The sequence below is a fragment of the Bradyrhizobium sp. 521_C7_N1_3 genome, assembly GCF_052075975.1.
Classification (GTDB): domain Bacteria; phylum Pseudomonadota; class Alphaproteobacteria; order Rhizobiales; family Xanthobacteraceae; genus Bradyrhizobium; species Bradyrhizobium japonicum.
In genome coordinates this window covers 9,610,614-9,624,896 of the sequence record NZ_CP197232.1, presented here as the reverse complement: position 1 = coordinate 9,624,896, position 14,283 = coordinate 9,610,614, and the positions used below count along the sequence as shown (strand labels likewise).

The following is a 14,283-nucleotide window of genomic DNA, read 5'->3' as shown; positions in this document are numbered from 1 at the left end:
CGTAGACGATCTTGATCTCCCACAGCAGGACGATGATAGCCGTGATCAACGTGATCGCGGCCAACGCACTTTCCAAGGAAGCGACTCTCATTTGATACTCCGCTTCCCAGCCCCGTCAGCGGTCTAGTTGATTCGTTGATTCGCCTGCAATTGCGCGGACAGCGTGCCTGAAAAGTCCCTTCCAAGCTGTGGTTCGCGGGTCACAGCGACCCGTAGAACCCCGGGGTCCGGCCGCGGGAATCCGTGCGGTGCTGCCTGCCACAAGTTGCAGATCGGGATGACTACCCCACCATCCGGTCCCGTCCGCTCCAGAAGCCTGCGCGCAGCACCTTCTTGTCGACCTTGCCGACGCCGGTCATCGGCAGCTGCTTGACGAACCGGATCTGCTTCGGTGCATGTGCCGAGCCTTTTCGCGTCTTCACCAGATTGATCAGCTCGTCCGGATCAGGCTTTGCCCCCTCGCGCGGCACGACGATGGCGGTGACGGCTTCGCCCCATTTCTCGTCGGGAATGCCCACGACCGCGACCATCGCAACATCCGCATGCTGCGACAGCACGTCCTCGACCTCGCGCGGAAAAATGTTGAAGCCGCCGGAGACGATCATGTCCTTCTTGCGGTCGAGGATGAACATGTAGCCGCGCTCGTCCTTGCGCGCGACGTCGCCGGTGTGGACCCAGCCGTTCTTCAGCGTCTCGGCGGTGATGTCGGGCCGCTTCCAGTATTCGGCCATGACATGCGGCGCGCGCACGCAGATCTCGCCGGCTTCGCCCGTCTTCACTTCCTGGTCGTCGTCGTCGAGAATCCTGACGTCGCAGGTCGAGATCGGGAAGCCGCAGGACAGGAACAGCTCCGGCGTCCTGGGATCATGATCCGCCTTGCGCAGCACCGAAATCGGATAGCATTCGGTCTGCCCGTAAAGCTGCGAGAACACCGGCCCAATGCGTTCGATGCCCTCGACCAGCCGGCTCGGCGACATCGCGGAAGCGCCGTAGAGCACGAGCTCGAGCGAGGACAGATCGGTCCTGCTCAGCGCGGGATGATCGAGCAGCACGTAGATCATGGTCGGCACGAACAGCGTGAAATTGATGCGCTCGCGCGCGATCGTCGCCAGCACCGCCTCGGGATCGAAGCCTTTCAGCATGTGCACGGTGCCCCCGCGCATCAGGGTCGGCACGACTTTCGTGCCGGCGACATGGCTGATCGGGGCAACCGCGAGATAGTGCGGCGTGTCCGGGATCTCGAAGTCGGCGAGGATCGCGGCAGCACCACCGGCGTTCTCGCGGTGATAGCGCAGCGCGCCCTTGGATTTGCCGGTCGTGCCGCCGTGTAATTCAGCGTGGAGAGATCGTCGGGGCCGGCGAAGCAATGCGCGCTGGCATGGCCCTCGATCTCGATCGCCTGCAGGAGGTCGACGCCATAGTCGGCGACTCCCATGGTGAAGACAGCCTTGAGCCGGCTCGCACTCGCGGCGAGCTCGCCGCCGCGATCGCGGAAGGTGGCGGCATCGACCACCAGCATCTCGGCCTCGGAATCCTCGAGCTGGAAGAGCTGGTCTGCCCGCGATCCCAGCGGATGCAGCCAGGTGACGCAGAGCCTGGATAATTGCGCGGCGACGCCGGCGCACCAGGTGTCGGCACGGTTCGCGGTGAGGAAGGCGACGCGCGCGCCGGGCTGCAAGCCAAGCCGCATGAACACCGCCTGGATGCGTCCGATCAGGTCGATGGTGCCCTGATAGCTCAGCGATCCACCGGGCCAGGCGAAAGCGGTGCGGCCGGGATAGCGCGACAGTGCCCGCAGCGTCTGCGCGCAAGTCGGGGACGATGCGTGGAGCGGATCGGACATATGTTTCCCCGTTGCTTTGTCATCGGCTTTTGACGTGCCAATGTTTGCGCGCAACGCTAGCACAGGGAAGGCGGGATGGAACGACAAAGCCCGCGCAAGGAGGCGTGAGTGGCATCCGATCGACTGCAACACTTCCGTGATCGTCTCGCTCTGCCTCTGATCGCAGCGCCGATGTTTCTGGTGTCGGGCGTCGAGCTCATGGTCGCGGCCTGTCGCAATGGCGTGATCGGCAGCTTCCCCACCGTGAATTGCCGCAGCACGGAACAGCTCGAGGCGTGGTTCGCGGAGATCGAAGCGCGACTGCGGCAACACGAAGATCACACAGGTCGCAAGGCCGCGCCGCTTTGCCCGAACCTGATCGTGCATCGCTCCAACGCGCGGCTGGAGCAGGATCTCGCCGTGCTGCTGCGACACAAGCCGGAGATCGTCATCACCTCTGTTGGGTCGCCCGCGCCGGTGTTGAAGCCGCTGCACGATGCCGGCGCGCTGGTGCTGGCGGACGTAGCCTCGATCCGCCACGCCCAGCGCGCGGCGGAAGCCGGCGCCGACGGGCTCGTGCTGCTCACCGCGGGCGCAGGCGGGCAGACCGGCTGGCTCAATCCGTTCGCGTTCGTCCGCGCGGTGCGCGCGTTCTTTGACGGCATCATCGTGCTCGCCGGAGGCATCAGCGACGGCCGCGCGCTGCATGCGGCCGAAGTGCTCGGCTGCGATCTCGGCTACATGGGCACGAAATTCATCGCGACGCGCGAGAGCATGGCGGACGAGCGCCACAAGGAGATGCTGGTCGAGAGCAACGCCGACGACATCCTGCTCACCACCGCGTTCACGGGATTGCAGACCAGCATGCTGAAGCCGTCGATCGTAGCTGCGGGCCTCGATCCCGACGATCTGCCGGCGCGTGGCGCGATCGACATCGGCAAGGACATCGACGTCGACGCGCGCGAAAGCCGCCCGAAACGCTGGCGCGATATCTGGAGCGGAGGACACGCGACGTCGGGCGTGACCGACGTGATGGCGGTCGACGATCTCGTGGCGCGGACCCTCGCCGAATATCGCGATGCGGGCGGGCGGTAAGCGGCGTCCTTCCCCTCGCCCCGCTTGCGGGGGAAGGAGAGGAGGGGCCGTCGCTCCCGATCACAGTTAATCGAGCGCTCCTCAGAGGCCCCGTACTTAACGGCAGATTAACCAACGCCCGCCAAGAATCCCGTCACGGCCGCCAATCAGGACCGAGAGGGACAGGCGATGGACTTCGATTTTCTCAATAGCAAGACAGCCGCGACGCTGGACGAAATCCGGGTCCGCGTGGCCCATGCCCTGGCCCGTCATCCGCTGTGCCGCAACGTGCGCTTCGACATCGTCAGCGTCCCCCGCACTCGCCGGGGCGGCAACTGGACGGTGACGCTGCAATCGGTCGAGCCGCGCGCGGTCTGGGAGGCCTCGGAGATCGTCGCCGACATCCAGGATGCCTACGACCTCGCGCTAGCTGCCTGATTTCCTTGAAATTTCAAGGCATGTCGCTGTAGTCCGCGCGATTGCCGTTACGATGGCACCGTTCGGCCTTAATTACCGCCCAGTTTCCGGGCACTGATCACATGGACTTGAAGCTGGGCGCGGAGAGACGTTTGTCGAAAGCCATCACCATCGTCGTGCTGACCTGCTTCCTCGTCCTCGGCGCGGCCACCACTGCCATCCTCGGCCGTGACAGCGTGCCCAGCGTCAGCGCCGAGATGATCACACAGGCCCCGCCGAAGCCGCTCGCGACCAACCGCGCCGCCAAGGCCGACCGTCTGGTTCCGACGCTGGCGCTGGCTTCGGCCGCGATCGAGCCGGTGCAGGTGCCCCCCGACAGGCTTTCGCAGACCCCGGCGCTGACCGAGCCGCTGCGCCAGGCCTTCGCCGCCGCCACGCCGTCCGACTTCCCGATGCCCAAGGCAAGTGCGCATGATGCGCCGGCCGCCGCAGAGCTTCCTGCCGTCGAAGTCCCGGCCAAGCCGAAGGTCGTCGCCAAGCCGCCGCCGCAGAAATCCTATTCGTTGCTGTCCGAGGCCCAGATCGCGGGCATCAGGGATCGCCTGAAGCTGTCGTCGTCGCAGGAATATTACTGGCCTTCGGTCGAGACCGCTCTGCGCAACGTCGTCCGCAAGATCTCGGCGAACAAGCTCTCCAATCCGAACGCGCCGGGCGTGCCGATCGATCCGAATTGCGACGAGGTCCAGCAGTTGAAGTCGGCCGCAATGCCGCTGCTGTTCCAGCTGCGCGACGACCAGAAAGAAGAAGTGCGCAAGCTCGCCCGCATCATCGGGCTGGAGAAGGTCGCGCAGCAGATCTGACGCACAAGTTCCTCCGGGAACTGCGCCCCGTATCGGGAACATCCGGCAATCGACAAACGTTGCCCGCTCCAAAGAGGGAGTGGACCAATGCGCGCCTCGACAGCTTATTTCGTCGGTGCCGGAACGATCGTCGCGGCCATCGCCATTGGTCTTGGCGGCGGCATCGTCGCCGGCAATATCATGAATCCGGTCGCGCCCAAGCAGGGGCCGGACACGAGCAAGATGGCGCAGCGCGCTGAAGCCGCCAAACCCGCGACGACGAACGCGCCATCCGAGCGTTTGCAATATCTCGCCGGCTCGCAAGCCTTCGGCGCCATGATCGCCGCGCCGGCACAGGCCGAAGCCAAATCCGAACCCGCAAAGTCCGACACGCAGGCAAGTCAGGCGACTGCCGAGCCGCCAGCCCCGCAGCCTTCCCAGGCGGCCGCGGCGGAGCCGCCCAAGCCGGCGCCGGCATCGCCTCCGCAAGTCGCAAGGCCTGCCGAGCAGCAGGCATCGACAGAGCAGCCACCCTCACCCGATAACGCCTATGCCAAGGCCAGGGATTCCGATGTGAAGCGCGCCGCGTCCGAACGGCGCCACATGGAGCGCCGCGAGCGCTGGGCCGAACGCCGGCACTATGACCCCCGCGAGCCGCGTGGCATGCGCGACCGCACCGATTGGGATGACGTCGCGCGCAACATCCGCGAAGATTCCGATGCGCGCGATGTCGCGAGCCGGCCGCGCAGCGGCTTGCCGCAGATCAGGCTGTTCGGGTCCGACGATGATTAGCGCGCATCCCCGCCGTCGCGCACGCGATCGTGAGCGACGGTTCGTTCTGCGGACGCGCCTGCCTCGAATTTCAACTTCCAGACGATCTCCGTTCAATGCATGATCGGCGTGGCCAGCCAAAGGCCGCGTCATGGGCGTAGCGCTGTTAGCTTCGGGTCGCTGCTTCGCGCCGTACCGCGAAGGCGTCACCGCGCCGACGCCGGTTGATAGAGCCGGCACTGCCTGGCTGCTCCACTTTCTCGCGCGGAATCGCGGCTTCACCGCGCTGCAATTGCCTCGAAGGCGGACGGCGGGGCGGCCTTCTCGATTGACCTCACTTATCTCGCATTGCAAACCTTTTAGAGGTTTCCATGTCGATACATCTGTTGTGGACGTCCGCGGACAGTCTCATCATTGCCTTTGCACTCGCATTCATCGTTCCGCAACGGCATGTGCTGCCGCTCATTCTGATGTTCGGCGCTTGCGATGCGCTGGGTTCCGCGCTCGGCGTCACGATGCCGGTCGCGGGCGGGCTCGCAGCGATCCTGTTGATCGCGTGCGGCGCATCGCTGGTGGTGCGCCACCCCATCGCGCAGCGTCTTTTGAATGTGCCGGGCTGGTTCTATGTGCTGCCACCACTGCTGGCGATCGACAATCTCGCGTCGCGCACGCCTGATGCGCCGGCCGTTGCCGCACTGTCGAGCGCGATCATGGCCGGGCTCGGCTTTGCCTGCGGAGCCGTCGTGTCGCGCGGGTGGCGCGCAGGCTTGCGCAACGTACGACCGCTTGCAGCGGCTTGCCTGATCGCGGCCGGAAGCCTCCTCGCCTACGGAGCCTGACCATGGTCGCCTCCGTCACGACCCGCAGCTACGACCGTGCCCGTACCGGTGCGAACAATTCCGAGACGGTGCTGACGGCGACCGCCGTCCGCACCAGGGGCATCGTCAAACTCTTCAGCCTTCCGATACCCGACGATCCCAGGCTCGAGGCGCAGCCGCTGGCGGTCGGCGGCGTGCGCACAGCCGACGGCAAGACCCGCGACCTGATCTTCCAGGCCAGCATGGGCAATTGGGTTTATGCATTCGACGCTGTGAGCGGCGAGAAGATCTGGGCGACCAACCTCGGACGTCCCATCGTCGGAACGAGGGCGATCGACGGCCACATGACCAACGTCCATTGGGGCATTCTCTCGACCCCGGTGATCGACGAGGGGGCGGGCATCCTCTATGCCTGCGCCTGGATCAGCGACGACGGCAGCGTCGCCAAGGGGCAGCATTTCCTCGCGGCGCTTCGGATCCGTGACGGCTCGAAGGTGCACGGGCTGCTGAACCTGGAGGGCGCGGTCTACACGCCGCCGAACGGCCTGCCGGTGCAGAAATTCGTCTCGGCCCAGCGCAAGCAGCGCAGCGCCCTGACGCTGACGCGGAACCACGTGCTGATTCCCTTCGGCACGATCGCCGAGACCTCGAAGACGGCGCGCGGCTGGCTGCTCGCGGTCGACGTCCATGCTTGGCGGCTCGCTGCGTCGTGGTGCTCCACCGTCACCGGCTCCGGCGGCGGGCTGTGGCAGAGCGGGGCCGGCCCGGCCCTCGCGCCCGACGGTTCAATCTACGTCATCACCGGCAACGGAGCGTTCTCGCCGCAGCATGGCGATTTCGGCGAGAGCATCGTGCGGCTCGCATTGCACACCGGAAACAATGCGCATTTCGAAGTCATGTCGTGGTGGGCGCCGTGGACCGACGCCAACCGGGTCGGCGCGGCCGCGGACGCGGCAATCGCCGACGATGACGACGACGAACTGGCGTTGCCATCGAACGTTTCCCTGCCCTCCGTGATCGCGCATGCGAGGCGCATGGGAATGCCACTGAAGCCGCGGTATGCGCGCGAGATGCCGCATGTTGCGGTCACCTCCGGTCGCAGTGCTACCGATGCGCAGATCGCGCCGGTCGTGGCGCATCACATGGAGGCGATGAACGAGTCGATGTGGGGCGACCAGGATTTCGGTTCCGGCGGTCCGGTCTATGTCGCCTCCGCCCATGCCATTCTGGCCGCGGGCAAGGACGGCATCCTCTACACCGGCAATGCCAATGCGCTCGGCAAGACGCAGCCGGGCGAACTTGTGGCCGGGCATTTCGCGGCGAACTACAACAGGCTTCGCATGCCGCCGATCCTGTACACGTATTTCGATCCCGCCGTGTCGCCGGCGCCGGCGTCACCAATGGAGCTGAATCTGTTTCCCGGCGGCGCCACGCGGCATCTGCATGGCACGCCGCTGCTGTTCCAGTCCGCCACCCACGGCACCATGCATTTCGTCGGCGGCGAGAACAGCGCCTTGCGGGCCTGGTCGATTGCAGCCGACGGGAGAACGACCTATCTCGCCGGGGGCAACGAGATCGCCTCGCCGCAATCGCCGCGTCCGCCGGGCGGCATGCCCGGCTGGAGCATCACGCTTGCCGCCAACAACGGCACCGATGGCATCATCGTGGCGATGGTGCCCTATCAGGACAGCAACATGCTTCTCAGTCCGGGCCGCTTCCTGGTCTACGACGCGCAGAATTTCGCCACCAATCCGGATGGCTCCAAACGGCTCCAGGTGATCTGGGACAGCGAGGACTGGGGGCCGGAGCACGCCTTCATGCATCCCAAGTTCAACCGTCCGATCGTCTGGAAAGGCCGCATCTATCGCCCGACTTATGACGGCCGCATCGACGTCTATGGCCTGACGAACTAGCTGCTGTCCCTCTCCCTCCTTCGCGGGAGAGGGGGCTCGCGGCAGAGAGTCTCTGCTCTCGGTGCGTCGAGGCAGCTCTCATCCGCCTTGCCATTGGCGAGGCACCTTCTCCCACAGAGGGGAAGAAGCTCACCCGCCGTGCGACTCCACCACCTTGCGGCAGGCGTCCGAGAGCTTTGTCTTGTTCTCGCGCAGGCAGGCATTCATCTGCGGCGGCTTGCCGATATGTTCGGCGCAGAATTTTCCGGCGTCGCCGCGGCAGGCCATCTGCTCCTGCGGCGTCGGACCGGATTGCGCGGCGGCGGGCAGGATGGCGGCAGCGAGCAGCAGCGCGGTAAGGACTGAAGTCTTCATGAAGCACCTCTTTGGGATTGTGACGGGTCCCGCTGGGATCGGGTGAGCCGGACCATCTCGCGGAGCGCCGTTGCCGGTCCATGCCATGTTCATGGCATCGGCTCGCCCGCCGCACCCCCATCTTCATGGCATGTATCCGCGCGCCGTCTTTTGCCATTCAGGCTGCACGTCGGCTGCGAGACCCGGTGATTGCATCGGGGCGCCGAACGGGAAGCAGGAGAGCAAGATGTCGAAAAACGTGGGAGCGCTGAGCGCCGGGCTGACGGTCATGATGCTCGCGAGCGCGGCGATGGTGTCGCTGGGCACGAGCCCGGCGCAGGCGGTGGTCTATTGCAAGACGGTCGGCGTGCCCAAGGGCTGCGTGGTGCGGCCGACCGGGGCGGTGGTGGTTGCGCCGGCCGCCGCGGTCGCGGTGGCGACGCCCGGGCTCGGCGCGCCCGGCGTCGGCGTTCGTGCGGGAACGCCGATGAATCGCGGAGGCCCGGTCAATCGCGTCGGTGTGCGCTGACGGTCTCGTTTGATTGAGTTGATTGCATCGCTTCGGGCGAAAGGATGACCTGCGGACGAACCCCCCGTCCTCCGCATGACGATAATCCGGCCCGTTCCCTCTCTCCGTGCGTCCCACACGTTCGGGGAGGGGGTTTTCAGCCCGTGGCGGCGGCGTCGCTATCGGGAAAGGTTTTCGGCAGTTGCAGCCGTACGCGCGTACCCGAGGAATCCGAGGCCAGATCCAGCACCGCGCCGCAGCGCGCGGCGCGGCTTCGCATGTTGCGCAGACCCCGTGCGGTCTGGCCCGCACCGCCGGCTTCGCCGTTGCCGGACAGGGCAAAACCCTTGCCGTCGTCCGCGACGCTGATCATGCCCCGCGGTCCTTGGCCGTTATCTTGGTCGTTCTCTTGGCCATCTCCTTGGCCGTCGTCGAGCGTCTCGATGGTCACAACGATATGGCGCGCCTGCGCGTGCTTGACCGCGTTGGTCACGGCCTCGTCGAGGATGCGCACGATCTGGATGACGTGCCATGGCCGCAGTTCAGGATGCAGCGGCAGACCCTGCGGCGTCGCCACGTGCCATCCGAGGGCGACGTCGTGCGGCCGCAACTGTGCCGCCGCACGCTCGCGCCAGGAGCCGAGCGCAAGCATCAGGTCGCCGCCGATGTCGTCCATGGAATCGATGACGAGGCGCAGATCCTTCAGCGCGGCGCGCGCGGCGTCCGTGATGCCTGAGCTCTCGTGTCCACGCTCGGAGAGTGCGACGATGCTGACGAGCTGGCCGCCGAGGCCGTCATGCAGGTCGCGCATCAGCCGCGTGCGCTCGTTGGCCAGTGCGGCGGCGCGCGCACGCTCCTCCTCGCGCGCAAAGCTCGCCTTCAGCCGCTCCTCCGCCTCGCGCACGCGCGTCACGAGCTGGCTGGCAAAACTGTCGACCTGGTTCAGGGCGCGGGCGAAGCGCCAGGTCAGCCCGGCGCCGATCGCGACCAGCATCGCCGAATAGGACAGGCGCGAGACGAAGATGCGCTCGTTGGTCATGATCTCGAACACCGACAGCATGTCGTGGACCCAGCAGGTCAGCACGATGGTCACTGCGCAGCCGAGCGTGAAGCTTGCGGCGTCCTGCCTCCGAACCACCTGTGCCGCCGTGATGCTGGCCATCAGCAGCAGACAGACGCCGACCATGGGAATGCCGAGAACCAGGAAGAGAATGCGCGGCAGCGGCGGGCCGCCCATCAGTCCGACCGCGAACACCACGATGCCCGGCAGGAACAGCAGCGCGCCATAGCGCGGCCAGCGCCAACCGAAGAACAGCAAGGCGAAGACGACGATCAGCGCGCTCTCGGTCGGCGCCGATGCCAGCAACACGGCGGCAAGCCGCGATGTCGTGGCTGGCGGCACCGGCGGCGGCACGAACGCCTGCACCACGCCGAGCACCATCGCTACCGCCAGCACGCCATAGACCGGCTCGCGCCGCCGCATCAGCCACATGATGGCGAGGATGACGGCGAGGATCGATTGCCAGGCGGAGAACACCACGGGCAGCGTGACGAACAGCAATGTGCGTGTCTCGTAGGACGGACGCAGGGCAGCATCCGGCCCGACATAGACGTTGTCGAGAAAGCCCTTCAGCGGACCCCAGACGAGCAGCCGCACCGCGATCTCGTTGTCGCCGTCATGCAGTAGCGAGGCGGGGATGAGCGCGATCTGCGGCGTGTTGCGGTCCGGCCGGTTGGCGTTGGCATCGCGGCGGGAGTCGAGCACGACGACGCCGTTGACGGCGACCTCCACCGCGTTGCTGAAGCGCGGCAGGAATACGCACCATCCGGCATCGTCGTTTCTGTAAGTGAAGGTGCCGGTGTAGAGCGGTGGATCTGACAGCGAATAGCGCGACGACGTGAAATGCGGCAGCGTCACGGGACGGCTCGCGCCGTCCTCCCGCAGCGAAAATCCGCTCACTGCAAAATCGTCGGGGTCGCTGGGCTGGAGCAGCCGCAGCCCCAGGATGGTGATGATCACGATCAGGACCTGGAGCAGCAGATAAGGCACGAGGCGCGCCGCGATCAGCCGGCGCCGCGGGCGCGCAGGTGCCTTCGCCGCAATCTCGCTCACAGCTTGATCAGGCCCTGCTGCACCGCCTCGAACACCGCTTCACTGCGCGTGTGCACTTCGAGCTTGCGATAGATGTTCTTGATGTGGCCGGGCACGGTCTGCCTGGACAGGCCGAGATGGCTCGCGATCTCGGCGTAGCTGAAACCCTTGGCGATGCCCCAGAGGATATCGATCTCGCGCGGGGTGAGCCGCGCGGTGTTGAGCACGGGACCCCGCGGCGGCTCGGCCGAACTCGGCGCGGCGCCTTGCGTTCTGCGCACGATGAAACGGGCGATCGAGGCCGAGATCGGCGAATGGCCGGCGACCAGATCGCGCACGGTGGTGGCGATGTCGGTCGGGAAGGCGTCCTTCAGGAGATAGCCGGTGGCGCCGACCGTGATCGCCGAGATCACGCTCTCCTCGTCGCCGAGCGCCGAGATCACCATGATCTCGGTGTCGGGAAAGCGCTGCCGGGTCTCGCGGATCAGCTCGATGCCATGGCCGTCGGGCAGCCGCAGATCGGTCAGCAGCACCCGCGGCGCGCCGCCGTTCAGGACCTGGCGCGCCTCGCCGAGCGTGGCTGCGCTGCGCACCTTGTAGCCGGCCTTGACCAGCGCATCCTGGAGCCGCCAGCAGGTCGGTGCGTCGTCCTCGACGAGGAGGATGGTGGTGGCCTCACCCGTCTCGCCCTGTTCGCTCATGTTCATCGTCCCGCACCGCGTGTCCCCCGCGGCGCGAGGCCAAGTTTAGCCGCGGCGCGGACGCCGCGACACCCATAATCATGGGGGCGTTGTCACTCTTCCGCTCCGGTGTGGCCGGCGCCTACTGCCTTGCCGCAGCCGATGGCGTCGGCAGCGCGGGCAGACGCTGTACCGTGATCCGCGCCGTGCCGCTGTTGTTCTTGTAGTATTGTTCGTCCGGCCCGAAATAGTCGGCGTAATTTGCCGGGGCCAGCCATCGCAGGAAGCCCGGGACGATCTGCACGGCGTCGTTGACGTAGAAGAACAACTCGCCGGAATCAGGTGCGGTGAATTCAGCCACCATCCGGTCTGCAAGTTTCTGCGTGTCCCAGACCTTGCGTGCCGGCTCGTCTGGCGGAAGCGCATCGAATGTGCCCATCTTCGCGATGTCAGCCCTGAGTTTCGTCAGCTTCGCCGCATCGTCCGTGCTCGATTCCTCAGCGTTTTCGATGCGGACGGGATATCTGTTTTTTGGCTCATCCTGAGCATTGTCCTCGGGGAGGGTCGGGTCAATGCGGCGCGGCAGTTCATCTGCCGACATCACGTTCATGGCCTGCAGCGGCTGATCGTTCAGGCCCTTCTCGCCGACGCGTACGACCGGCTGGAACCAGTCCGCGCCGAACAGTCGCCGGGTCGGGAGAGCGAGGTAGTGGTGGTTTTCGTAGGTCTGGAATCCGTTGACGCCGGTCATGATCGTGCGGTCGAACCAGCGTTGGTCGATATCGATCCAGACCCGGTATTTGCGACCCTTCTCCACGGCGAGCCTGCTGGCCCAGCAGAACTGGTTGACGTTGAAAAGCTCGGTCGCAGCAAGCGCGTTGTCGCCCACCGGCTTGGCTGGCGGAATGTCTACCGCGACGTTCACTCCCTTTTTCTTCGCCTCTGCCGCTCTTGTTTCCGGGGCTTCACAAACCTGTCCGGTCGCGACGCGCCAGGTGAAAAAGCTGCTCGAGGCGATCAGCAAGGCCGCGGCGTAGATGACGACGATGGAGACGATGGGAAAGATGATCTTGGTGAACGGAAAGCTCATCCACCACGCATTTCGCTGCATCAAACCGCCGAACCTGAACAACAAACTCATCCGGCTGAGGTTTTTTGCGCTCGCCTTCCGTTCCGGCCGGTACCAGGCGAGCCGCGCCCGCTCCTGGATGCCATCACGCAGCGAGGCGTTGATGCTCCAGACCCACCACGTGACCAGCACGACGAGTGAGGTCGCGACGGGATAATAGAGTGCGATATTGAGCCATGGCCCCGCATAGGAGGGCAGCATGTTCTTGAGCAGGTTCGCGACGGAGCCGAGCACGGCGCTGAAACCCCAGTCGATGTTGCTGACAAAATCGCGCAGGCTCTTGCCGGATGTATCTATGATCTTGCGGGCGATCCACGGCCAGGCGGCAATGACGCCCGTCATGATCAGGAGCGCGAAATAGGCCACGCGTCGCCACCACACGGCGCCGCGCGCCTGATTCGCCATGTCCGCGTCTGGCGCTTTCATTCCAGTGAAGGCGTCGGATTCCTCCTTGCTTATCGGGCGCCTCGCTTTCTTCACGTAGGCGTCATGCATGGCTTGGTGCGCGCCGTCATTGGTGAGCTCCCTGATGCTTCCGTCGGGCATCAGCACCTGCGCGTTCGCCGGCAGCATGATTGGCGCATAATCGTCGCATCCGAACAGCATTCGTTCGACCACGGCGAAGTGAACGACCGGTTTTCCGCCGTTCACATTGCCTTCGAGGACCGGCCGCGGACCGTAGCGGTAAAGCACGGCGGCGCCGCTGCGCGAATCGTGCTTTGGCCCGATCGCCGATTGATACTCGCGGAAACGCTCGATCGTGCCCTTCTGGAAGCGCAATTGGCCACCGAGCTGCTCGGTCATCCAGACCAGCGGAACGAAGGAGAGGGTGGAATCCGGGTAACCGCCGCCAATGTCGGAATGGACGCCCGCGAACCACACCTCCTTGACAGTCTGGTCATTCGCTAGACGGCTCTGGTCGATCCGCAGCGGATGAAAGGTGGTGCGCTCGTCGTCGAGCGCGAGCGCGTGACAGATGTGCATCGCCTTGCGCGAAGGCCGGTGATTGCGGAACGAAATCGGCCAAATTGCCCAGTCGATTGCGACGCGCAGCTCCTCGATCGGTACGCCGAAAGCCTCGACCGTGTCGAACAGCCCGAGGAATTCGATATTGACGTCCTTGCGGCCGGCCATGGCCTTGCGGACCGTGCTGTAGGAGCGGTGCCTGCAGACGAAATGGTAGATGATGAGCAGCAGGTCGCGAATCCAGCGCGCAATCCAGATCGTCGGCAGGCTGCGATAGCCCACCGATTCCTTGCGGTATTCCCGCCATGCGGACATGGCGTTGCGCTCCATCTCGGCATGCGAGACCGGCTCGCCCTCGATTTCTGCCGGCACCAACCCCTGGCTCGCGATCAGCGCCGCCAGCGTGCGCGCGGTGAAGGCGCCGCGGCTGAAGCCGAAGATGTAGATCTCGTCGCCCTCGCGCCAGTTCCAGCACAGGAAGCGGTAGAGCTTGCGGACGTTGGAGGGAACGCCGATGCCGGTGGCGCCGTCGATGGCTGCGAGCGGCGCCCAGCCGGCGGTGCCGACGCCTTTGATGTAGTGGGCGATCTGGTCCGGCTGGGTGTGGTCGAGCGCTTCATAGAGCCGCCAGACGCTGGATTCCTGGGCGGTGAACGCGTTGCCCGTGCCGTCGGCGAACAGCACCAGCTTGCGCTTCGACAGGGTGGTGACGGTCGTCCCGCCGGCGCTTGCATCGTCATGCGTGTGCTTGGGTCTGGCAGAATTACCATTCTGCGCGCCATCATGCTGGGTCATGGGGCCCCTCTGGCAATCGACGGTGAAGCACTTCAGGCTGGAGCCGTTCAGTACTCCACGATTTCAATCAATGGTTGCGTCATGAAAACAGGTGCATTCTGTGCATAGTCCCGTTGAGGTAGCAAG

General features: G+C 65.5%; 11 protein-coding genes and 1 pseudogene. 7 read left to right on the top strand and 5 right to left on the bottom strand.

What is annotated here, in order from left to right; all coding sequences use genetic code 11:
- Nucleotides 1-281: 281 nt before the first annotated feature.
- Nucleotides 282-1,843 (bottom strand): annotated as a pseudogene (locus tag AB7008_RS45645) (AMP-binding protein).
- Between the two features lie 108 nt (nt 1,844-1,951).
- Between AB7008_RS45645 and AB7008_RS45640 the strand changes: the two are divergent.
- From AB7008_RS45640 to AB7008_RS45615, 6 genes are all read left to right on the top strand, one after another.
- Nucleotides 1,952-2,917, top strand: a complete 966-nt coding sequence (locus tag AB7008_RS45640; RefSeq protein WP_248880276.1) for an NAD(P)H-dependent flavin oxidoreductase — start codon at nt 1,952-1,954, stop codon at nt 2,915-2,917.
- 168 nt (nt 2,918-3,085) lie between these two features.
- On the top strand, nt 3,086-3,334 hold the full coding sequence (locus AB7008_RS45635; protein WP_014491549.1) for a hypothetical protein: 249 nt from the start codon (nt 3,086-3,088) through the stop codon (nt 3,332-3,334).
- Between the two features lie 131 nt (nt 3,335-3,465).
- Nucleotides 3,466-4,173 carry a hypothetical protein gene (locus AB7008_RS45630; RefSeq protein ID WP_304491749.1) on the top strand — a complete coding sequence of 236 codons (708 nt, stop codon included), beginning with the start codon at nt 3,466-3,468 and terminating at the stop codon, nt 4,171-4,173.
- An 87-nt stretch (nt 4,174-4,260) separates the two neighbouring features.
- The gene (locus AB7008_RS45625; RefSeq protein WP_304491747.1) at nt 4,261-4,944 is read left to right on the top strand and encodes a hypothetical protein; all 684 of its coding nucleotides are present in this window, start codon (nt 4,261-4,263) and stop codon (nt 4,942-4,944) included.
- 350 nt (nt 4,945-5,294) lie between these two features.
- Entirely contained in the window at nt 5,295-5,762 is a 468-nt protein-coding gene (locus AB7008_RS45620; protein ID WP_304491746.1) for a hypothetical protein, read from the top strand.
- A 2-nt stretch (nt 5,763-5,764) separates the two neighbouring features.
- Entirely contained in the window at nt 5,765-7,654 is a 1,890-nt protein-coding gene (locus tag AB7008_RS45615) for a hypothetical protein (protein ID WP_304491745.1), read from the top strand.
- A gap of 129 nt (nt 7,655-7,783) precedes the next feature.
- Here AB7008_RS45615 and AB7008_RS45610 read toward each other — a convergent pair whose 3' ends face one another.
- Complete coding sequence (locus AB7008_RS45610; RefSeq protein ID WP_248880272.1) at nt 7,784-8,008, bottom strand: hypothetical protein; 225 nt, start codon at nt 8,006-8,008, stop codon at nt 7,784-7,786.
- A 226-nt stretch (nt 8,009-8,234) separates the two neighbouring features.
- Here AB7008_RS45610 and AB7008_RS45605 point away from each other — a divergent pair, with 226 nt between their 5' ends.
- Nucleotides 8,235-8,516 carry a hypothetical protein gene (locus AB7008_RS45605; RefSeq protein ID WP_304491744.1) on the top strand — a complete coding sequence of 94 codons (282 nt, stop codon included), beginning with the start codon at nt 8,235-8,237 and terminating at the stop codon, nt 8,514-8,516.
- A gap of 136 nt (nt 8,517-8,652) precedes the next feature.
- Here AB7008_RS45605 and AB7008_RS45600 read toward each other — a convergent pair whose 3' ends face one another.
- The 3 genes from AB7008_RS45600 to AB7008_RS45590 form a co-directional block, all read right to left on the bottom strand.
- Nucleotides 8,653-10,608: a sensor histidine kinase gene (locus AB7008_RS45600; RefSeq protein ID WP_304491743.1), complete on the bottom strand. Its 1,956-nt coding sequence runs from the start codon at nt 10,606-10,608 to the stop codon at nt 8,653-8,655.
- Nucleotides 10,605-11,288, bottom strand: a complete 684-nt coding sequence (locus AB7008_RS45595; RefSeq protein WP_304491742.1) for a response regulator — start codon at nt 11,286-11,288, stop codon at nt 10,605-10,607. The genes AB7008_RS45600 and AB7008_RS45595 overlap by 4 nt, the downstream gene beginning before the upstream one ends.
- A gap of 121 nt (nt 11,289-11,409) precedes the next feature.
- Nucleotides 11,410-14,157, bottom strand: a complete 2,748-nt coding sequence (locus tag AB7008_RS45590) for a DUF2235 domain-containing protein (protein ID WP_441260964.1) — start codon at nt 14,155-14,157, stop codon at nt 11,410-11,412.
- Nucleotides 14,158-14,283 lie beyond the last annotated feature (126 nt).